General features: G+C 36.5%; 20 protein-coding genes. 15 read left to right on the forward strand and 5 right to left on the reverse strand.

Features of this window, described 5'->3' with window-relative positions:
* The first annotated feature begins 453 nt into the window (after positions 1 to 453).
* The 7 genes from ACSKT4_RS06895 to ACSKT4_RS06925 all read left to right on the forward strand — a co-directional run bounded on the left by ACSKT4_RS06895 (position 454) and on the right by ACSKT4_RS06925 (position 8,192).
* Positions 454 to 1,995, forward strand: coding sequence for an NADH dehydrogenase subunit 5 (locus tag ACSKT4_RS06895; RefSeq protein WP_465823081.1), 1,542 nt, complete (start codon positions 454 to 456; stop codon positions 1,993 to 1,995).
* Positions 1,995 to 4,622: a DUF2309 domain-containing protein gene (locus ACSKT4_RS06900; protein WP_465823132.1), complete on the forward strand. Its 2,628-nt coding sequence runs from the start codon at positions 1,995 to 1,997 to the stop codon at positions 4,620 to 4,622. Before ACSKT4_RS06895 ends, ACSKT4_RS06900 begins: the two co-directional genes overlap by 1 nt.
* Before the next feature lie 194 nt (positions 4,623 to 4,816).
* Positions 4,817 to 5,185, forward strand: coding sequence for a Na-translocating system protein MpsC family protein (locus tag ACSKT4_RS06905; protein ID WP_186868975.1), 369 nt, complete (start codon positions 4,817 to 4,819; stop codon positions 5,183 to 5,185).
* A gap of 366 nt (positions 5,186 to 5,551) precedes the next feature.
* Positions 5,552 to 6,064, forward strand: a complete 513-nt coding sequence (locus tag ACSKT4_RS06910) for a GrpB family protein (protein ID WP_186868974.1) — start codon at positions 5,552 to 5,554, stop codon at positions 6,062 to 6,064.
* Positions 6,065 to 6,217: 153 nt separating this feature from the next.
* Positions 6,218 to 6,646 (forward strand): Rrf2 family transcriptional regulator, encoded by a 429-nt coding sequence (locus ACSKT4_RS06915; RefSeq protein WP_186868973.1) that lies wholly within the window; start codon positions 6,218 to 6,220, stop codon positions 6,644 to 6,646.
* A gap of 74 nt (positions 6,647 to 6,720) precedes the next feature.
* Positions 6,721 to 7,629 carry an NAD(P)/FAD-dependent oxidoreductase gene (locus ACSKT4_RS06920; RefSeq protein ID WP_186868972.1) on the forward strand — a complete coding sequence of 303 codons (909 nt, stop codon included), beginning with the start codon at positions 6,721 to 6,723 and terminating at the stop codon, positions 7,627 to 7,629.
* Positions 7,630 to 7,697: 68 nt separating this feature from the next.
* The gene (locus tag ACSKT4_RS06925) at positions 7,698 to 8,192 is read left to right on the forward strand and encodes a hypothetical protein (RefSeq protein ID WP_186868971.1); all 495 of its coding nucleotides are present in this window, start codon (positions 7,698 to 7,700) and stop codon (positions 8,190 to 8,192) included.
* 114 nt (positions 8,193 to 8,306) lie between these two features.
* Here the strand turns inward: ACSKT4_RS06925 and ACSKT4_RS06930 are convergent, their stop codons facing one another.
* Complete coding sequence (locus ACSKT4_RS06930) at positions 8,307 to 8,948, reverse strand: response regulator (RefSeq protein WP_186868970.1); 642 nt, start codon at positions 8,946 to 8,948, stop codon at positions 8,307 to 8,309.
* Positions 8,949 to 9,776 (reverse strand): sensor histidine kinase, encoded by an 828-nt coding sequence (locus tag ACSKT4_RS06935; protein WP_465823082.1) that lies wholly within the window; start codon positions 9,774 to 9,776, stop codon positions 8,949 to 8,951.
* A gap of 182 nt (positions 9,777 to 9,958) precedes the next feature.
* Here ACSKT4_RS06935 and ACSKT4_RS06940 point away from each other — a divergent pair, with 182 nt between their 5' ends.
* The 5 genes from ACSKT4_RS06940 (at position 9,959) to ACSKT4_RS06960 (ending at position 16,134) form a co-directional block, all read left to right on the forward strand.
* The gene (locus ACSKT4_RS06940; RefSeq protein ID WP_465823083.1) at positions 9,959 to 10,546 is read left to right on the forward strand and encodes a copper resistance CopC family protein; all 588 of its coding nucleotides are present in this window, start codon (positions 9,959 to 9,961) and stop codon (positions 10,544 to 10,546) included.
* 81 nt (positions 10,547 to 10,627) lie between these two features.
* Complete coding sequence (locus tag ACSKT4_RS06945; RefSeq protein WP_465823084.1) at positions 10,628 to 11,635, forward strand: copper resistance D family protein; 1,008 nt, start codon at positions 10,628 to 10,630, stop codon at positions 11,633 to 11,635.
* 831 nt (positions 11,636 to 12,466) lie between these two features.
* Positions 12,467 to 13,456 (forward strand): phosphotransferase enzyme family protein, encoded by a 990-nt coding sequence (locus ACSKT4_RS06950; protein ID WP_465823085.1) that lies wholly within the window; start codon positions 12,467 to 12,469, stop codon positions 13,454 to 13,456.
* 38 nt (positions 13,457 to 13,494) lie between these two features.
* Positions 13,495 to 14,025: a GNAT family N-acetyltransferase gene (locus ACSKT4_RS06955; protein WP_465823086.1), complete on the forward strand. Its 531-nt coding sequence runs from the start codon at positions 13,495 to 13,497 to the stop codon at positions 14,023 to 14,025.
* 660 nt (positions 14,026 to 14,685) lie between these two features.
* Positions 14,686 to 16,134 carry an Msr family ABC-F type ribosomal protection protein gene (locus ACSKT4_RS06960; RefSeq protein WP_186868964.1) on the forward strand — a complete coding sequence of 483 codons (1,449 nt, stop codon included), beginning with the start codon at positions 14,686 to 14,688 and terminating at the stop codon, positions 16,132 to 16,134.
* Between the two features lie 58 nt (positions 16,135 to 16,192).
* On the opposite strand, the gene ACSKT4_RS06965 is transcribed toward ACSKT4_RS06960, so the two are convergent.
* Together ACSKT4_RS06965 and ACSKT4_RS06970 are read right to left on the reverse strand one after the other, a co-directional pair.
* Entirely contained in the window at positions 16,193 to 16,441 is a 249-nt protein-coding gene (locus ACSKT4_RS06965; RefSeq protein WP_186868963.1) for a cation transporter, read from the reverse strand.
* Positions 16,442 to 16,546: 105 nt separating this feature from the next.
* Positions 16,547 to 17,356, reverse strand: a complete 810-nt coding sequence (locus ACSKT4_RS06970; protein WP_186868962.1) for a cytochrome c oxidase assembly protein — start codon at positions 17,354 to 17,356, stop codon at positions 16,547 to 16,549.
* A gap of 323 nt (positions 17,357 to 17,679) precedes the next feature.
* Between ACSKT4_RS06970 and ACSKT4_RS06975 the strand changes: the two genes are divergently transcribed.
* A complete protein-coding gene (locus ACSKT4_RS06975; protein ID WP_255488078.1) occupies positions 17,680 to 18,432 on the forward strand; it encodes a FixH family protein in 753 nt (250 codons plus the stop codon).
* Between the two features lie 85 nt (positions 18,433 to 18,517).
* Here the strand turns inward: ACSKT4_RS06975 and ACSKT4_RS06980 are convergent, their stop codons facing one another.
* Positions 18,518 to 19,735 (reverse strand): MFS transporter, encoded by a 1,218-nt coding sequence (locus tag ACSKT4_RS06980; protein ID WP_186868960.1) that lies wholly within the window; start codon positions 19,733 to 19,735, stop codon positions 18,518 to 18,520.
* 128 nt (positions 19,736 to 19,863) lie between these two features.
* On the opposite strand from ACSKT4_RS06980, the gene ACSKT4_RS06985 reads away from it, so the two are divergent.
* Positions 19,864 to 21,117: an aminopeptidase gene (locus ACSKT4_RS06985; RefSeq protein WP_186868959.1), complete on the forward strand. Its 1,254-nt coding sequence runs from the start codon at positions 19,864 to 19,866 to the stop codon at positions 21,115 to 21,117.
* On the forward strand, positions 21,089 to 21,976 hold the full coding sequence (locus ACSKT4_RS06990; protein WP_186868958.1) for a phosphotransferase: 888 nt from the start codon (positions 21,089 to 21,091) through the stop codon (positions 21,974 to 21,976). The genes ACSKT4_RS06985 and ACSKT4_RS06990 overlap by 29 nt, the downstream gene beginning before the upstream one ends.
* Positions 21,977 to 22,009: the final 33 nt, after the last annotated feature.

Raw genomic sequence — 22,009 nt, forward strand, 5'->3', positions numbered from 1 at the left:
AAGCTAGTTGATCGAGTAGTGATTAATCTGAAAGGTGCTGGGACTAAACGATCAATGAAATAGTAAATGGATATCCTTGTTGACAAATTTTCCAATTCGATATACGCTAATATATATTGTAAAAGCATAATTCTAACTTAATTAGGGCTTTAGCATTTTATTAATGTTGATTAATATTGATTAGATGAAAAAGCTTCCTAAGTATAAGAATAAGAAAAATAATTTAAATCGGTATAATTTGATTTAGACTGATTTTTATTTTGAACATAACTTAATCCACCTTAAAAGGTTGCTCTTCAAAAAACTTTATTGAAGTTAGTTGAAGTGAAACCGACAATTATCAAAACTCAATGATAGTAAACCATCATTGAGGTTTTGAAGTTGTCGGTTTTTTTTATTGTAATAATAAGATTACTCATATGAACTAATTTTTAAATACTGGGAGAATTTTTTATGATAGTTTCACTAAATTCGTTATCATCGTTATCCATATTTCTCATTTTGCTTACTTTCTCTGGGGTTAGTGCACTATTGTTATTACATCCACGAGTACCATTACGTTTTGTTCGCATTCATATAGGTGTTGTTGCTTTACCGCCATTGTTCTCGCTATTGACTCTTTTAAACACTACTAATCCCAATTTGAATGGTATAGTGGGGCTTTGGTCATTGGACTCCTTAGCTTGGCTAATGGCTTTCTTTGTTCTTTCCATTGGTTTAATCATTCAGCGTTTTTCTGAACGCTACTTAATGGGAGATCGCCATTATCGTAAGTATTTCACGCTTTTTACATTCACTACAAGTGCTGCCGCTATTACATGGCTAAGTGGGGATCTCCGCTTAATGGTTATTTCTTGGGGAGTAACGCTCATCGGTTTAACCTTACTGATAAGGCTAAACAGTAGCTGGAAAGTAGCTAGATCAGCAGCAAGGGTTTCTGCTCGTATATTTACGTTAAGCTGGTTCGCCCTGTTATTCGCAGTGATTTGGCTATTTTATACCACAGGTCAATGGCAGTTATCGGTCGTTCTAACGAATGACAATTTAGCTCTACTTGGTGCATGGGAGAAAACTGGGATTAACTTATTGATTGTATTAGCAGTGATAATTCCTGCAGCTCAGTGGCCTTTCCAAAGATGGTTAGTCGAGTCAGTTGTCGCACCAACTCCTGTTTCTGCAATCATGCATGCAGGTTTAGTAAATGCAGGTGGAATTATCTTAACTCGATTTTCGCCTCTTTTTAACGGTGATGTCGCTTCGATAGTGTTACTCATTTTCGCAAGTATTTCTGTATTGATTGGATCAGGAATCAGTTTAGTGCAAGTTGACTATAAACGTCAGTTAGTAGGTTCCACAATTGGACAGATGGGTTTTATGCTTATTCAATGTGCATTAGGAGCGTATATAGCCGCTATTATTCATCTTGTTTTGCATGGGTTGTTCAAAGCTACCCTGTTTTTACAGAGTGGTTCAGTAGTACGTCGTTCCGAGGATTCTCCTCTCATTAATGAAAGGTCCTCCAAATTATGGATCGTAGCTGGTTGGATCTTAGGTTTACTTGTAGCAGTAGCTTTTTGGCTAGTAGCTCCTGGAGATGGGTATCAATTGATTAGTGCGCTAATCTTAGGCTGGTCATTGTCTATTTCCTGGAAACAGCTTGTTGCTTATGGGAAGGGAAGAATGGGTAGAATTGCTGGCTTCTTCCTATTAGGAGGCGCGGCCTTCGTTTATTTTATCATGCATGACCTTTTCTATGAGCTGTTGTATACAACCGTTTTTCATAGTGCTCAACCTCCAATGTTGGTTGTCATCATCGTCATATGTCTCTTACTATTTGGGAGTGTTATAGGTACGCGGATTGCTCGTAATCCTTCTTCTGCTTCCTTCGCAGTACTTTATTTTTGGTTAATTCGATTAGGTGAAGCAAAACCTAAATCAGTAGAAAGTCATCCAAGCTACCTGAAGCTATTTTTATCTGAAGGAGGTAACAAGTGATGGATGCAACATCCGTTTTAACAAAAGAAGTGGAAAATAATAAAGATTTAAATAATGATCGTAACGAACGTGATATGAATGATATGGTTGAATCAGCTAGTCGAGTAATTGCGCCCCTATGGCCTATTTCTAAGTTCGCAGCACGTAATCCTTGGATGGGACTTGAAAATCAACCTTTTCAACAAGTTGCGGACTGGTTAAAAGCTACCCGTGATGTTGATATATACCCTAGTGCTAATTTGATTCTTGTGGCAAAGAATAAGGGTGAGATTGATGAAGCCTTTGTGAAAGAGGGGTTAAAGCGTTGGCTTGATTCCAATTCCTTTAATATCCCACAGGATGTGAAAGAAGAGTTTTGTCATGCAGCATTAAAATTAGACACATTACCTTCAGAACTTTTGACCTCACAAAAGTTGGAGAAATTGGCGAAGAACTTTAACGGACGGAATACAGGTAGTGCCGAAAATGCTCCTGTGCAACCAATAAGTTCACAACTAGAGAATCAAGATGGTGAGAGGTTAGAAACGATTCTTGACCATCATGTCATCAAGTGGTGTAAATTATTTCTTGATGTCTCTCAGGCAGGGTGGACAATGCCACATCGAGAGAAAGGGTTCTATGGTGCATGGCGGCAACTCATTCAATATGACCCGGGACTTAGTAAGAACCAGCGTAAAAGCTTGAAGAATTGGCCGCAAGAAGCATCTATGGCGTTACAGCATGTAGTATCCTTATTAGAAATTCCGGAAGAGAAAATCCAATCCTATTTGGAAGGTCATTTGCTATCATTACCGGGATGGGCGGGAATGATGCTTTGGCGCTCCCGCCAATCGAACGATGAACAGACACTATTAACAGAATATCTAGCAGTTCGTATTTCCATGGAGTACGCCCTTTTAAAGCCTTATTTACCTTTGTCCATACAACAATTTGAGAAAAAAGCTTCCATTACTACCCTGATAGCATCTTGGATTCATTGGGGCGATCTTACCATTGAAGAATGGTCAACGATGTCAGCTGCTGAGCAAGCCGAATATTTATCGTTTGCTTACGAATTTGATGATAATGTTCGCAGAAAGATATGGTTAGAAGCTTGGGAACAAACATATACAGATCGATTAAGTCAGATGATTAGTTCGACACAACGTAAGATCAACGATAGAAAAAGTACCTTAGCTCAATTAGCATTTTGTATTGATGTGCGTTCAGAGCCTTTTCGTCGCCATCTTGAAAAAGAGGGTCCGTTTGAAACGATTGGAGTTGCCGGTTTTTTTAACTTACCAATTGCTACGAGTGAGCTTGGAAGCAATCATAGTCATCCTTCTTTGCCGATTATACTGGAGCCTGAGCACCGAATAACAGAGTCTGCAGAAGCGAATGAACTTGAAACGTATCAACAACGTAAACAAACAATTAATTCCGTAAGCTATACCTTCAAAGAGATGAAACAGAATGTGTTTTCAAGCTTACTTTTACCTGAGCTAAGTGGGCCATGGCTTAGTCTGCAAACAGTAGCACGTAGTTTTGTGCCAAAAAGTGCAGAGCGTTTCCTTCGTAACCTACGTAAGACTTGGTTACGGAAACCGAATACGGGGCTTTCGATTAACCATGTTTGTCAAATGGAAACAGAGCTGCCTATTGGTTTCTCAGAAGAAGAAAAGGTAATATATGCGCGCAGGGCTCTACAAATGATGGGGCTAACAGAGAATTTTGCTCCATTAGTTGTCATATGTGGTCATGTTAGTCAAAGTATTAATAATCCTTATGCTGCTGCTCTTGACTGTGGCGCCTGTGGGGGTGCTTCAGGCGGATTCAATGCGAGGGTATTAGCTACTTTATGCAACCTTCCAGAAGTAAGAAAGCAGCTATCTTCCTCTGGAATTGAAATCCCTGAGGACACGGTGTTCGTAGCTGCTGAGCACAACACAACAGTGGATAAATTACAATGGATTTATGTTCCTGAACTTTCCGAAGCTGCACAAGAGGCATTTAATCGTATCGAAGCAGTTATGCCGAAGGTGAGCTATCATGTCAATGCAGAACGTCTAGCACAATTACCTCATCACCAATCTAAGCTTAAAAATCTCCAGGCAGAGGCAGAGCGGCTTGCGGAAGATTGGAGTGAGATCCGTCCAGAATGGGGATTAGCTCGAAATGCTTCCTTTATCATAGGTCAACGTGAACTAACACAGGAATGTGACCTAGAAGGTAGGGCCTTTCTTCATAATTATGATTGGCAGCAGGATGAAAGTGGTGAGGTCTTAGCTAATATCATTGCAGGACCTGGAACGGTGGCGCAATGGATTAATTTACAATACTACGCTTCAACCGTAGCACCTCATTATTATGGTAGTGGAAATAAAACGACTCAAACCGTTACTGCAGGTCTAGGTGTTATGCAGGGAAATGCAAGTGACTTGTTATCTGGCCTACCTTGGCAATCGGTGATGCAATCAGATTCTGAGGCTTATCATGCTCCACTGCGTTTGCTAATTGTCATTCAAGCACCTAGTGAATATGTAGAGCGATTAATAAATAATGATCCAGCATTCCGAGATAAAATCCAAAATGGATGGGTGAGACTTTCTAGTATTAGCCCAGATGGACATTGGAAAAACTGGTACTAAACGCTCACATTGAGCAATTTTCTAAGCTTTTTATTCTATAAGGAATTCGGATGGGTTAGGAGATTTTGCTGAACTTATTTTAGGGTTAATTAATTTACGACGGAACGAATAATCTTGTAAGATAGATAGCATAACATGAATGTTAAAAATTGTATGGAATAGGACAGTTTTTATTCGATAGGAGTTGTATAGGTATGAAACTATCGAAAGGTTCTTATGAATCTGAGATAAGTAAAGCAATCACACATTGGGAAAAGGACTTTCTAGGCCGCGGATCTGTTTCCGTGAAGACAGATATCGTACGTGATATGATTATTGTAAATCTACAAGGTATTCTAACACCAGCTGAATATGCTGTTTGTGAAACAAAAGATGGCATGCTAACTATAAAGAACACGCGATCAGTACTAGTTGAATCAGGCATTGAAGAGCTTAAGGGAATCGTATTAACTATAACCGGAGAAAAAGTTAAAAGTTTCCATACGGATATCAGTACCCGTACAGGTGAGCGTGTGATGGTATTTAAATTATTTAATGACCTTGAAAAAAATATTACAAAGTAATGATAGTAAATTTATATTTTAATTATTTTATTCAAGAGGAAAAAAGGTCATGTATGTTTAGCAAGGAAAGGTTGCTTGAAAGATGAGATACTTTCATTCATGAATTGAATAATTAAGGTAACGTGTGCAGAGACAAACAAGGCGATCATATAATTGGTCGTCTTTTTTTGTTTACTAATATCGGTAATATTTTTTGAATTTTGTGTTATTATGGAGAAAATATGTATGAACTTAGTTTAGAGAGAAGATTTTCAAAGTATCATAAAAGATTATAAAGTTTTGTCTAGTGGACAATTTTATCCCCGGCCACAGTAGCTGTCATCAGCTGGAGAAGCTATAGATGAGACTTAAAGGAGGGTCAGTACTATGAAGGTTCGGCTTACAGACTATAGTGAGGATTGGACTCGAATGTTTAAGGCTGAAGCAGAATATCTTAAAAAAATATTTGGCGATTTAATAATCCGATGTGAGCATTTTGGGAGTACCTCAGTTAAGGGGATGAAGGCAAAGCCTGTAATCGACATGATGTGTATCGTAAAAAACATCGAGAAGGTTGATTTATTTCATAATCAAATGAAGTCTCTTGGATATGATGTTACTGGAGAATGGGGTATTGCAGGTAGAAGGTTATTTCGAAAGGGGGGAGAAAATAGAACCCACCATATTCATTTCTATCAATGGGATAACCCTGAGATTGAGCGACATTTAATTTTTCGAGACTACTTAAGAGCTCATCCTGAAGAGGTAGATAAATATAGTTACTTCAAGGAAAAGTTAGCGCAGCGTTACAATACGACGAATGAATACAGTCCAGCAAAAAAGCAATTTGTACGTGAGATGGAGCAAAGCGCACTCCGTTGGTTTTCTGAGAAAAAGTAGTCTATCTACTCATGTTCTTTATGTTTTACATTCTGGTATAAGAAGAAATGATCATGGAAAAGGTTCAATTACTTGCTATATCATAATTAAGTAGATTATAATTAATTGTAGACAGAAAGAGTCTATAATTAAGACCGCGTTAGGAGTAAGTGTATGAAGTATTCTAAAGCAACGAATTATGCGTTACATACAATGGTATATTTAATGCTAGCAGATAAAGGAGAAGCAGTCGGAGTAGAACAATTGGCTAAAATTCAAAAGCTGTCTCCTACATATCTCTCTAAAATATTAACAAAACTCGTTAAGGCTGGACTAATTGAATCAAGTCCTGGTGCAAAAGGGGGTTATCGTATTGTAAAACATTCTCGAGATATTTCATTCCTAAATGTTATTCATGCAATTGAGGGGAAGACCACATTATTTAGTTGTTCACAAGAACATAATGACATTAGTAATGAAAATTGTTTAATTGAAAAGGTAATGATTGAAGCGGAAGAAAAGATGGCTAAAGAATTAGATCAAAAATACATTGTTGATATAGCCAGACAAATAGAAGCTAGTCATCTAATTATGGAGGAATAATAGTATTTTTTTTGATTTTATTATAGATATTAAGAGTCTTTAATATATGGAATGATGAATAGGAGGAAAATCATATGTTATTAGATTGTGCGATTATAGGTGGAGGGCCAGCTGGTCTTAATGCAGCCCTAGTACTTGCTAGAGCAAAAATGAAGATCAGGTTGTTTGATGAAAATCAACCTAGAAATGCTGTGACACATGAGTCTCATGGTTTTATAACAAGAGACGGGATTAAACCAGCTGAGTTTAAACGAATTGCAAAAGAGGAGTTATTACAATATCCCGATATTACGATCGGTAACCAAAGAGTTACTGCTGTAATAAAAGATCATGATTCATTTATTATTCATACAAGCGATCAACAATCTTATCGTTCTAAAAAGGTTATACTGGCTACAGGATTAAAGGATGTACTGCCAGAAATCGAGGGAATATATGACTTCTATGGGAAGAGTTTATTTATTTGTCCATTCTGTGATGGCTGGGAATTAAGGGATCGTAAATTAATACTGATAACAGAAAATGAGCATGCATTGCATGGGGTAAAATTGATTTATAATTGGAGTAAGGATCTTGTTGTATGTACAAATGGAAAGGATATCTTTACGAAGGAGCAAAAAGAATTACTAAGCAGGAAGAATGTCATCCTTCTGGAAGATGAAATAATTGGTTTACACGGTGAGGATGGCTATTTACAGAAGGTATTGTTACGTAATGGAAAAGAGATTGAGCGAGAAGGTGGCTTTATTGGTAGCGAGTTAAAACAAGCATCTACCTTAGCAGAGATATTAGGATGTCGCATAAATGAAAGGGGCGGAATAGAAATAGACGCTTTAGGGCGTACGAATATAAAAGGGGTATATGCTTGTGGAGATATCACATTGGGCCCTTCTCAATTAATTCATGCCGCAAGTGAGGGGAGCAAAGCTGCTAGTGGAGTAGTTATGGACCTAGCAAATGAATCGTTCTTAGATGAACAATGAGAATCCTCGCTCTAATCCTAAGTCGTTAGTACTTCTCTATATGCATAGAACAGTAAGGAGGAAAAACAGTGTATTCCTGGAGAGTTACGAAATATAATCCATTATTTAGAAACAGAGATGGAAGTTATCAAAATGACGAAGAATGGACCTGTTTCTCAGAGGTTGGATTAAAGGTAAGTATGGAAGAGTATGTACGAACCGAGCAATTATACATCAATGCCATCTCTTCCTTTATGGAGGATATCGGGTTAGATCATGCCTACTTGCTTGCTTTAGAGCAATGGTCTGATGAAGTTAACAAGCAAAATGCGAAAGAATTTTTATCCAAGATTTGGGTTGGAAAAACAATTAGCGTTCAAGAAATCCAAGCGTTAGCTGGGTTGACATTACGGAACGCTATATGGTGCAAAATTGGCAATAAGAAGGACTTTTATGTTCATTTTGGTAATGATTACTACATGTACATAGGGGCAAGGAAGGCCTGTGAAAAAGCGATAGATGAAGTGACACATTCTGGGTTATACGTAGAAAGGTGGGAATCTCCTTACCAGTCTACTAGCTGAGTGGTTGTGTAGCGGTTTATTCTAACCTTCTGTAACATAACCCTGAAATCCTATATCTGGATTCAGGGTTATGTTTGTTTTTTAGAAGTGGAAGTTTAAGAAATCTTATTCTCCCTAATCCATTAATCCTTTTTGAAATGCATAACTGGTAAGCTGAACGCGATTATCTAAATGAAGTTTGCTTAATATATTTTTTAGATGACTTTTAACCGTATGTTCAGAAATAAATAATGTATTTGAAATCTCTTTATTGGATAAGCCTTTGGCGACTAACTGTAGTACCTCTAATTCCCGGTTGGATAAAGGGATATTCTCTTCCTCTATTGCTTTCTTCTGAGGGAATTCCTTTAGGATTTGTAATGCTATTTCTTTGGACATCGGGACTTCATCTAGAGCAAAGGCTCTTAAATGCTCTATCCATGTGTCGGACTGAATGTTTTTTAACAGATATCCTTGTGCTCCTTTTTTTAATGCATCAAATAAATCCGTAATATCATCGGATACCGTTATCATAACGATTTTTACAAATGGGAATTTGCTTTTGATTATCTTCGTAGCTTCAAGGCCGTTCATCATGGGCATTTTGATATCCATTAAAATAATATCTGGGATTAGTTCTTCGGTCAGCTGGATCGCTTCTTTTCCATTTTTCGCTTCTCCTATAATAAGAAAGTCGTCAAACTCCTCTAAAATTTCCCTAATGCCTTCTCTTGCATGTGCATGATCATCGACAATAAGTATTCGAAAAGGTTGCATCTACATCTGCTCCTTGTTTATTGTAATAATCGTTTCATTTTCAATTCGATTTATTGAAAAATCCCATCCCATATCGGAGGCTCTATTATTAATGATCTGTAATCCATAGCCTCCATTAGATAGAAGTGTTTCATTGGTGAATCCAATTCCTTGATCTTTAATTTGACAAATCCAACCGTTATCGGTTTCCCTTGCATGAATCCATAATTGATTTGTTTTCGCATGCTTGATGACATTCATAACAGCCTCTTTAATACAGGCGAATAACTCAACCTTTTCTTTAGGAGATAATGTACTCTCATGTATGGACCATTGTAGGTGAACATCTATCATATGATGATTCTTAATTTCTGTAACAAATTGATTAATGGTTTCCGTCCAACTAAATGGTTCTTGATTGGGCGAATATCGTAAATTGGTAATAGCCTGGCGGGTATCCTCATGAATATGCTGCAATGTTTGTTTAATTTTTTGAAAATCTACATCATGTTCAAGTTGGTTCTTTTTACCGAATTTATTCGTTTTTACCGACAAGAGAAATAGCGATTGAGCAATTCCATCATGAAGCTCTCGAGCCAATTTTTCTCTTTCAATCAGTGCTGCTTTTTTTGCCTTTTCAACTTTTAGCTCTTCCTGCATTCTTTCTAATATCGTGAATAAATGACGGGAAAATATCAATGTTACAATAAAGACTAAAATGGGAGATAGATAATTTCCCATCTCCATGGATATATAGGGGAGAAGAAAATCATGTCTTATATATTCCCATAAGGCAATCGTCACAGTTGGAATTATTAGAATGAGCCATTTAATTTGTTTATACTTCATACGTTTCACCTTTTTATAAGAAAATGTGTCTATATTTTATCATCTACAAGCGTTATGGTATGATAAATCACTCTTTGGAGGTATTATGTTATTCGTGCTATTGTATATATAATATTTTCGAGTACAGGTTATTAATAAACTGTATTATAACGTATAGTAACACAACTTAAGGAGGAATTATTTTGAAACGTATATTTTTTACCGTAATAGTGTTCTTTTTAGTCATGTCTGTATCGAATAGTGTGTTTGCACATTCACACTTAGAAAGTTCTAATCCAGCTGATGGAGAGGTTGTAACAGAGGCCTTGGATAACATTGTACTCGATTTTGATGGTGGAGTTGAACAAGGTAGTATTATCGAATTATCGTCGATAGAGGGGCAAGCTATTGATATAGAAGAGATTACGATAGAGGATAACTCATTAACAGCTACGATAGCTAATCCATTACCTAATGGCGAATATCAAGTGAATTGGAGTATTGTTAGTGCAGATGGCCATCCGGTAGAAGGGGAGTTTACTTTTTCGGTAAATGCGCCAGAAACGGAGGAAAGTGAAGATCTAGCGGAAGAACCGTCCGAATCAACAGAAGCAAATGAGGATGATGAGATAGCAGATTCATCTGAACAATCAACTGACAATCAAGAATCTGTGGCTTCAGACAATGAGGAGAATCAAGGATTATCTTCTACTACTATTGTCATCATTATTCTACTAATTGCAATAGTGGCAGGCGGTTTAGTCGTCCTTACAAGAAGAAAGAGAGATTAGATGGAAGTAGTAGTTATAATTAGTAAGGTACTCTTATATCTGTGCTTTTCCGTTTTGGTAGGGAGTTTTATTCTTTTATTAGTGCCTAACAAATACCGTCCAGATATAAAAATACAAAAGAGATTACAGGTAAGTGCCATTTCACTACCTGTAATCTCTTTTATTCCAGTACTTGATGTCATATTATATATAGCTCCACGTATAGGCTTAGTAGAGGCATTCAAAATCGTTTTAACGACATATACAGTTGGAACTGCTTGGGTTTTTACTTTTCTTGGATCTATGTTATTAATTCTGTTAATTGCGATGGCTAAACCAACTGAGAAAAGTACATTTGCATATTTGGGTTTAGCCATAACATCTGGTGTGATTGTTACCATTGCATGGTCTAGCCATGCTGGTGCTGTAGATCCCATCATAGGTATTATTAGTGACTTTATTCATTTAATGGCGGTTAGTGTTTGGGTAGGAATTGTATTAGTGGTTGGTTGGTGTTCACTTAACTATAAGCGCTGGCTACCATTTTTAAGCTGGTTTTCAGTCGTTGCTATCGGCTGTTTAGTTGCGACAGCACTTAGTGGTTTGTTTTTAATGGATATCATGGTAAGTAAGTACACTGACTCATGGATGGTACCGTACGGGCAGGGATTATTAATTAAACACTTATTCCTAATACCACTTATTTTTTATGCGTTGGGAAATGGAATCATCGTAAAATATGCCATAACAAAGAATTCTAATTTCAATCCTATCCCATGGGTACGTTTAGAAGGGTTTATATTACTCATTATTTTTACCATTACATCTATCTACTCACAACAATCACCACCACATGGGAACTATTTATCAGATGAAGGAGTGTCACCATTATTTCGACTATTTCATCCTGGTGTCATCGATGCTAGCAGCACAGTTGGTTTTGCTGGTAGTATAAATACAGTCTATTTCTTATTCCTATCCGTATTCTTATTGGGATTAATGCTATGGACGTTCTACAAGAGAGCATCGATCATTATCTCTCTGCTATTTAGTGGCTTATTTGTGACGAGTCTATATTTCATGTTAATGCTAACGGTTGTGGTTCGCTAAGCCTAGTAAACGAAATAAGACAGTGAAAAATGAACTTTTTCTCCAAAAAAGATCTCGATTTCGAGGTCTTTTTTTAGTTGGAATGTGATTTTTTATTAAATGAAATTGGTGGAGGGTGTCTGTTACTGAAATGGAGAAGGAGAGCGCCTCTGTGATCCAAATGAAGAGGGAAAGCGAAAAGAGGGAACAGAGAGAGCGCTTATGTGACCCAAATGAGGGGGAAAAGCGAAAAAAGGGAACAGAGAGAGCGTCTCTGTGACCCAAATGAAGAGGGAAAGCGGAAAAAGAGAACAGAGAGAACATCTCTGTGCCCCAAATGAGGAGGAAAAGCAAACAAAGGGAATAGAGAGAGCATCTCTGTGACCCAAATGAAGAGGGAAAGCAGAAAAAGGCGATAGAGAGAGCTTCTCTGTGACGTAAATAAGTAGGAAAAGCGAAAAAAGGGAATAGAGAGAGGGTCTCTGTGCCCTAAATGAAGAGGAAAAGCGAAAAAAGGGAATAGAGAGAGCGCCTCTGTGCCCCAAATGAAGAGGGAAAGCGAAAAAAGGGAATAGAGAGAGGGTCTCTGTGCCCTAAATGAAGAGGAAAAGCGAAAAAAGGGAATAGAGAGAGCATCTCTGTGCCCCAAATGAAGAGGGAAAGCGAAAAAAGGGAATAGAGGTAGCATCTCTGTGACCTTCATGAGAAAGGAAAGGCAAAAAAGGAAACAGATATCCGTTTCCTTTAATAGAGTGGAATGTTTATGGTAGTTATTCTAATATAACATAATATTATCTAAATAATTTGAAACTTTATTTGGTAAAAATCGTAAGTAATCATGAGGTGGTGATAATGATAGATGAAAAGCTCTTATCCCTTGGCGCTAGTCGGTATGGTATGCAGAAGTCTAATTTAAAATTGGTCGGGGGATTTTCAGACAATGTGTTTGAATGTGATAACGGTAGAGATAGCTTTATTTTAAAGTTCTATTTAAGCTCGACATATGAAAAAAGTGCGATTGAGTTAGAATTAGATTGGATTTTATATTTACACCAATCTGGAATGAAGGTAACTGCTCCTATAGCTTCTTCTCATGGAAACCTATTAGAGGTGGTTGAGATGAGTAATAAAGAACAATGCTGGATAATTGCATTTGAGAAAGCTAAGGGGAAGTTTGTAAACGTATCTGACAAAAGGGACTGGAATACCAACACATTCTATCTTTGGGGTAAAACATTGGGAAAAATACATTCCTTATCTAAACAGTTTGAGCCTAAGACGTACAAAAGGAGTTGGAATAGCGAATCACTTTTTCTAGAAGAAAATGATGTAAGTGAAGAGATAAAATGTAAATGGAATAAGTATATTAATGAGCTTGAAAAACTACCAAAAGATGAAAATTCTTACGGAATGATCCATCATGACTTACACCATAAAAACTTCTATTTGTACGAACAAGATATCATCTTATTCGACTTTGGTGATTGTGTTTATCATTGGTTTGTCTATGATATAGCTATTGTTTTGTATCATGCCTTACAGACGATTAGTGATGATAATGTAAGAGAAAGAGAGGATTTTGCGATAGTATTTCTCCGTTCTTTCTTGAACGGATATACTAGGGAAAATCGACTGGATCCTCAATGGCTATTAAAAATCCCATTCCTTTTAACGTTTAGACAAATATACTCTTATATGTACTTTTCGAAATACCTAAGTGAAGAGCAAAGAAATAATGGTAAAACAAGGGAAATCCTGAATAATATGAAGGCAAAAATTGAAAGTGATATTTCTTTCATAGATTTACAAATCGATAGAATCGTTGAAGATTATTCATGTTGACTAATCTCATCTCATCTTTACTAAGGGGGAAATCAAATTTGTTTGTATCGCGAAGAGTAAAACTGAGGAAAATGGAAGTAGAGGATATAGAACTGTATCATACTTGGCGAAATGATATGGAGGTCATGATCTCAACAAATCCAGCATTAGATGTATACTCGTTACAAGAAACAAAGGAATTTGTTGAAGGAAATATAGTAATGCCCCATTCTTCTAAAAGCTACATAATCGAGGACAGAGAGAGTACGAAGGCAATTGGAATAACATCGTTAATTAATATCGATTTGAAGAATAGAAATGCAGAATGTATTATCGATATTGGTGAAAAGGATTACTGGGGTAAGGGATATGGTAAAGAAGCATTAACGTTACTACTTGATTACGCTTTTTTAGAGATGAATTTACATCGCGTATCATTAAAAGTATTTTCATTTAATGAAAGAGCAATTCATCTCTACCGTAATATAGGTTTTAAAAAAGAAGGGGTTAGTAGACAATCTATATATCGTAAGGGTAGTTGGCATGATACGATTCACATGGGAATACTCCAACAAGAATATAGGTTATGAGTAATTAGGTCATAACATTTTCCTGCAATGAAAGGACATGTATTTTTCTTACTATGAGTAACGTGATGATGATTATTATGTATACAGGGATTTGACTTTCCTGCCATAACTAACTATAATACTAACTGTAAAATCGAACGTTAAGGAGGATTATAAAAAAGTGTATTCAGTGAGACTACGTTTCCCAACTTTGAACCAGTAATTTAATACGGTCAAAGACTCTGTTTTGTGAAACAGAGTAAATTGGGAGTAGTCTGTCCTTTTTTATAATCTTCATCATATAGTTGTACGAAATGAGGGAAGGCGGATTTTTCTGCCTTTCTTTTTTGTTGTCCCTTTGCATAGTTTAGGGATCAGTTAGGTATGGTTTTAAGAAAAAATGAAATAGAGGCTAGCTATTCCCTTTTACTCTAAAATCACAGGCAGATGTCTGTGATTTTTTTCATTGGCAGATAGGCATTTAGAGTCATCAGTAAAAGAAAAATTAACACATTGCTAAAAATGAGTTAATGCGAGTTTTTCTAATAAAGAAATCATAGGAGGAAGAAGCCATGCAATTACTGCTATTCTTTTAATATACGAGCTTTGTAGTTAATAAAGCTCGTATCGATTCAGGCTATCGATACGAAATAATTATAAAAAATTTCGGGAGGTAGCAATATGGAGCAAATTTGTTTTGAATTAGAAAATGTAGAAGTGAGTTATTTAGATAAGGAGATTTTGAAGATTGAGCGACTAGCAGTCCATCAATTTGATCGCATTGGCATAGTCGGAGAAAATGGTGTAGGAAAAAGCACCTTATTAAAGCTATTAGCTGGCGAATTTCAACCGACAATGGGAAAAGCGAAGCGGTATGTAGAGTCTGGTTATTTTGAACAATTAGAAGCACCTAAAAATGTTGAAGCAGATCCTAAGTTACTTAGTCAATTACTCATTCCTAAACAAGAGGATCGATTAAGTGGTGGGGAACAGACAAGATTAAAATTGGCTCAACTTTTTACTCATTATTATGAAGCTTTACTAATGGATGAGCCGACAACCCATTTAGACAAGGAAGGGATTGCCTATTTACTCGGGGAATTACGTTATTATTACGGAGCCTTAGTACTCATTAGTCATGATCGTGCCTTACTAGATGAACTAGTAACGACTATTTGGGAGATTCGGGATGGAGTGGTAACGGTATATTCTGGTAATTATACAGACTATGCTGCGCAAAAACAGCTTGAACGGGAACAGCAAAACCAAGCTCATGAACAGTTCTTGAAGGAAAGGGCCCGATTAGAAAAGGCTGCTAAGGAAAAAATGAAAAAGGCGAGTAAAGTTGCTCAGCCAGGTAAAATGACAAAAAGGGAAGCAAATGCAAAGCCTAACAAGACATTTATGACCAAGTCAAAAGGAACCAGTCAGAAAGCTATTGCACGTGCTGCAAAGGCAATAGAACAGCGAATGGAGAAGCTAGAGGAAGTAGACGCTGTTCAAGTGGTGAAATCCATAGTCTTTCATTCATCCAAAGCATTGGAGTTGCATAATAAGTTTCCGATAATGGCGGACCAGCTAACAATTTCTGCGGGTGGAAAGAAGCTATTAGAAGAAGTTAGCTTTCAACTTCCACTAGGAAAGAAGATTGCTATCACAGGACCAAACGGAAGTGGAAAAAGTACGTTATTACAACATATAAGGAATTGTGGAGAAGGTTTAACTATTTCACCTAAAGTAAAGTTTGGTTATTTCGATCAAATGAGCTACCAATTTTCATCGGATGAAACTGTACTGCAGTATTTGAAAAATCGTTCGGATTATGAGGAAGGGTTTTTAAGAAGTGTACTACATTCCATGCGATTTGTAGGAAATGATATCCAGAAAAAAGTGAATATACTAAGTGGTGGGGAAGCCATTCGACTACAGCTTTGTCATTTATTCCTTGGAAGGTATAACGTTCTATTGCTAGATGAGCCAACTAATTTTTTAGATATTCGTGCGATTGAGGCATTGGAGCGGTTTGTTGGTTCCTATGATGGAACAATTATTTTCGTATCCCATGATAGGCAATTTATTCAGAACGTAGCCGACTTACAATTTGAGATTGTTGATAAAAAGCTTATATAAAAATTAAAGAAGGAAGTCCTTGTAGAGGGCTTCCTTCTTTATAGTTACTTGCTCACAGTTAATTGCTTTGGATCGTTGCCTCCGATTCACTTCGAATAAATTTAGCTTCAAAACCCATTTTTTTAATTCGATTGATGATTTCAGAGATATTTGTTACCTGGTTATGGAACGTGACATTGCCGCTTTCAGTCTGATAGTTAACGTTTACTTCGGTTACACCATTTAATTTCGTGAGCGATCTTTCTACTTTTTTAGGACAATCAGGGCAATGCATTCCTGTTATGGTTATGTAAACTGTTTCCTGCATGTTGTAATTCACCACCTTTATTATCATGTAGAATTTCTCACTAACTACCTATATTAAATACTACTGTCCGGAAACGAACTTTATGAAATGTAATTTTAATGAAAGTCATTTCTTTACTAGTCGAGTAGAAAGCATGATACCGGATTTATGTATACCTATCATTAGAGTGCCTGCTACTAATGGATCATACTTTGAGTGAAAAGGGGACGCCAGTAAATCTAGGGAATTGGAATTGGTTGGTAAGCATAGCAATACTGCTAGCTGATTCAGGTAAGGATTTTGGACACCATCAATAAAGGCACTCAATATAAATAGTGAACAAGCGGGCATAAGCATTAACATGGTAAGGAGAATGAAGTTTTTCTTTTGTTTCTTGTATAGTCTCTGCCTATGATCAGGTGAAACAATCGGCCACCACAAACTAAAGGAAAGGATAAACAGGATACATAAATATATGCTTTGAATCAAAGGAGCCTGAGAAAGATACTCCAAAAGAAAAGGTAAATGATATAGTAAAAATAAAGCGGAAAATAACATGAGGGCTAGTTTTGGTGTGAGAAATAGTTTTCCTATTTTTTGTAACAGGGAAGTTCGGATAGCTCGTGCAAATAACTGTGGGGGAATTCCTACCAATAGTAATGGAGGAATAATAAAATATAATATACTCATTTGAATCATATGCAGACTAAGGGAAAGATGGCTGAAAGCGGATAGAGGGCTACCTAGTATGAGACAGATTAGACATAAGGATAAGAAAAAGAAAATAGGCTGTTTGTTAAATAGTCTCAAATCTGTATATCGTTTTATTAGATAAGAATACAAGAAAGAGATACCGATAAGAAGTACGAGTAATGGAAGATTCCATACCAAATGCCCCAATAGTAAAAAATCATAATACATGAAATCACCCTTCATGTTGTAGTGTATCAGCTACTTATCCCTACAATATATGTTGGAAATTGCTCATTATATTCATCCATTCAGTCTCATCATGAAGATATAATGAAGAAGGTTTCATGCTTAGACAATAGATTCACACTTTATTCACAACAATAGGTTGAATATTAGCTGTAGTACTGTTACATTTCTGTTAGAGGTAATTAATTGTCAATCAGAATAACAGGTGGGAAAGAAGATAAAATGTTTCGTGTTTAAAAAGGATAGCTAGTAATTTAAATGATACTAAATAAGTGAGAGAATGACCCTGTCTAATTTGCAGGGTGATGGAGGAAATGAAGATGAAAAAATACATAGGCTTACTCATGATATTACTTGTAGGTGCTTTAGCTGCATGCGGCAATAATGGGGAGAAGACTGACGCTGATGAGGAAGTTAAAGCACTTAACGTTGATTTTCAGCTACCTGAGCATGCGGATGTAGGGGAAGTAGTAGAATTAAAGGCAATCGTTACATATGGTGATGAATTAGTGAAAGATGCAGATAAAGTGGAATTTGAGTATTGGGTACAAGGAAATGAGAAAGAGACGACAACGGTTGAAGGTAAAAACAATGACGATGGTACATATACGGCAGATGTAACCTTTGAAGCGGATGGGGTTTATGAAATATATGCTCATACCACAGCTAGAATGGTGCATATAATGCCTAAAAAATCGATTACAATTGGCGAAGGGAATGCTACAGCTCATGAGGAGCATGGGGAAGGACATGATAATCATGATCATTCCAGTCATGTAGAAGGGTTTACGATGCATTTTATGAAGCCTGAAGATGTGCAAGTTAATAAAGAGATTGATCTGACTTTACATTTGGTGATGAATGATGAACCTCTTGAAGGTGCAACAGTTCGTTATCAAATTAACAGAGACGGTACGGAAGAGTATGCGTGGGTTGACGCAAACGAACCCGCTTCAGGGGAGTATAAGGGTTCGCACTCTTTTGATAAGGAAGGAACATACACGATTGTAGTTCATGTTGAGAATGATGAAGGTCTACATGAGCATGAGGAATACACGGTGGAAGTAAAATAATAGAATGATGAAAGAAAAACACGTGAAAGCATCAAGCGAAACTAAGAGACTTTCACGTGTCTTTATCATTTACAAGTTATTCGCTTTACGACTCTTTAAAATGCAGCTTCTTCGCTGGTAAAAATATACTAACAATAACCAAGCAAGCGATTATCAGCATACCGACCGCTAAAGTAATAATAGTTATTCTTAACGGTATAATATCAGCTATTGCTCCAACCATTAACACAAAAACAATCTGAAGTAGGCTTAAGAATAACTGGAACATACTAGTCACTCTTCCCATCATTTCTGTCGGAACATTGTTTTGGTAAAAGGTGGTGATACCGGCATTTAGAAATGCATTGAAGAATCCGAGGATCATAAACCCAACGGTAATAGAAAGGAATGACCAAGAAAAGGCGTAAAGCAGGTAGCCAACTGTCTCCATCATCATTCCAATTGCTATTAAGTATCGGATAGATAAATTTTTAGAGAATAGAGTAACAATGAAAGCACCGACAATTGCTCCAATCCCCGTAATACTGATGAGTAAGCTATATTCCATTTCGGACAAGCCTACCACCATTTGTGTAAAAACGACCTCTTGCGCATCCATAGCAAAAGAGAAAATGGTCGTTGCAAGAAAGAAAGAATAGATAAAGGCAATATACTTGTTTTCCTTGATAAATTGAATGACAATAATCCAGTCAGATTTTATTTGCGCGAAGGATAAAGTTGGCGTGTTTCCTTTCTCATGTGTCTCCTTATCAGGTAATCTACTCAATAATATTGCAGCCATGATAAAGGCTAAAGAGTTAATAAGAAGGGTATAGTCTACACCCAAAAGTAAAATCAAAGCCCCTCCGATTGCTGGCCCAATAATAAATGCACCAGAGGTAGTCAATGATTGTATAGAGTTATAACGCTTGCGAATGGTTTTCGGTACTAATTGCGCTATGTACGTCATGGATGAAGGAGTAAAGAAAGATTTCGCTATGCTTAAGAAAACTAAGAACAAAAAGACTAACCATATGCTTGGTAAAAAGGGAATACAAAAAATAGAAATGGCTCTTGCTATGTAAGTAACAATCATAATTTTACGTTTGCTTCTAAAATCAATGAAGCTACCGGTCCAAAATTTAGTCAATACATTTACAACTGGACCGATAACCCATAAACCTGCCACAGCAGCTGCTGATCCAGTCATTTGATAGACCAAAATATTAATTGCTACTAAATAGATAAAGTCCCCAATTCCTGCTATCCCAACTGAGGATAATAGAATAACAGGATGCTTCCAAACTGCCAGATTGAATTTCACTGTCTAACTCCCCGCTTTCTCTATCTAAATTGATTATAATTTTTATTCATAAAGTTCTCATTGCTTTTTATTGAATTTATTGAAATAATTGTTAATTGTGAACAAAGTGTGAAGGAAGGTGGTTGGTAATGGATTCTCGGCTATTAGATTCTTATGCAACGGTCATATTGGAATTTGGATTGAAAATTAATATGGGGGAAAAAGTACTCATTCTTTTTGATGAAAATGGTATTGAACTAGCTAGAAGAATTAGCTCCAAAGCGTATCAGTTAGGTGCTAGTGATGTTCGAACGATTTATAGAGATTCAGAAATCGAAATATCACGGTATCAATATGGGACTAATCAAGCATTAATAAGTTTCCCTAAATTTGAAGCAGATTATCAATTAGAGAGTATGCGGAATGGATATCATTCAATTAATCTACTGTCGTTTAATGGTGTTGATAACAATATTGATGCTAATAAAATTGCAGCATATCAAACAATCCGTTCTAAAATGATGGCGGAAACACAGAAAATCGGTATGAGTAATTACGTGAAATGGGTGATTGTCCCAGTTGCATCTTATAGGTGGGCAAAGGCTATTCATCCCCAATTAGCACCAGATATCGCATATGAATTGTTGTGGGAAGAGCTTTTTAAGGTCTGTAGAGTCAATGAAGAAAATCCACTATTGAGTTGGAAGATACATAATCAGTCTCTTAAGTTTCATACGGATTGGTTGAACCGCATAGCGATACAAAGTTTACACTTTATGGACGAAAATACAGATCTTACAGTTGGCCTGGTGGATAATCATATTTGGTGTGGGGGAGAGAATGTAACAAAGGATGGAAAGGTGTTTCTTAGCAATATCCCTACAGAAGAAGTCTACACTATGCCGAATAAGTATGAGGTGGATGGGCATGTGAAAATAACTCGTCCTTTTATGCTATATGGCAAGTTAATTAATGAGCTGACATTATATTTTAAAGAAGGCAAGGTAATTGATTTTAATACTTCCGGGGCAACAGAATTAATTTCCAAATTCATTCATACAGATAGTGGTTCTAATCGATTAGGAGAGATTGCACTAGTAGATAAATTCTCTCCAATTAATCAAATCAATCACCCATTTTACCAGCTATTAATTGATGAAAATGCTTGTTCCCATTTAGCGTTAGGAAATGCTTATGAAGAGAATATTACCAACTCATATTCCTCAAAAGAAAGTGTCGGATTTAATCAGTCAAGTGTCCATCTAGACCTAATGATTGGTAGTAATGATATGACAGTCACTGGGAAATTAAAGAATGGACAGAAGATGCTGATTATGAAGGAAGGAACATGGGTTAGCTTCAAGGAGGAAAGCTATGAATCTAAAGGAAATAGTACGAAATGAATATGGAATCTCTTCAATAGAGGAAATAAACAAGATAGAAAGTGGCATAAGCTCAAATGCAAAACGAATTGTTACAGCTGATGGAAACTATATTCTTAGAAAAGTTAAGAGTGTAGAACAAGCTATTACAGAATATAAAATCTCGCAGGAATTACGTCATGATAATCTTTCATCCATCATAATTTTGAATCAGGATAATGCTCCCTATATCAAGCTTAATAATGAGGTTTATAACCTTCAGACAGAAATACCTAATCTACTGGAAAAAGACAACATTAACTTCTTTGAATTAGGGAAAACAATAGCTATATTTCATTCTAGAGTACAGAAAATAGAGGGATTATTTTCACAGGAGGATCGCTTTCCATTAGAGCGTATGTGGGACCAAGTAAAATTAAATCCTAATTTTGACGCAACAGAATATAGCGGAAAGCTAACCAAATTAGTAGAGCAATGTTTAAGGTATAATCATAAGGACAATTGCTATATCCATGGTGATTTAGGTAAATGGAATTTGCTATTTGATAAGTCGAATATCTATATAATTGATTTTGGAGAAGTAAGAAGAGGAAATAACCATTTTGATATTAGCGCTGTTCTTTCCTCCACGATAAATTGGAGCTTAGGGGATGAACAACTATTCCTTCAGGTGCGCCAATTTAAGAAAGGGTATGTATCGAACTTTCAACAGTGGAACAATGCCAATCTTAGGGAAAGCTTTCATTTATGGTTTACAAGAGGAATGGTTGCTTTATTAGCTCAACAAGGAATAAATGAACGAACGAATCATGCGATACATTTCATGATGAAAAAATGCACCAGAATAGAAACAGTATTCAAGCACTTATCTGCTAATTAGTTAGGCGGAAAGTGCTTTTTTATTTGATAGGCT

The organism is Ornithinibacillus liuyingii (assembly GCF_055550225.1).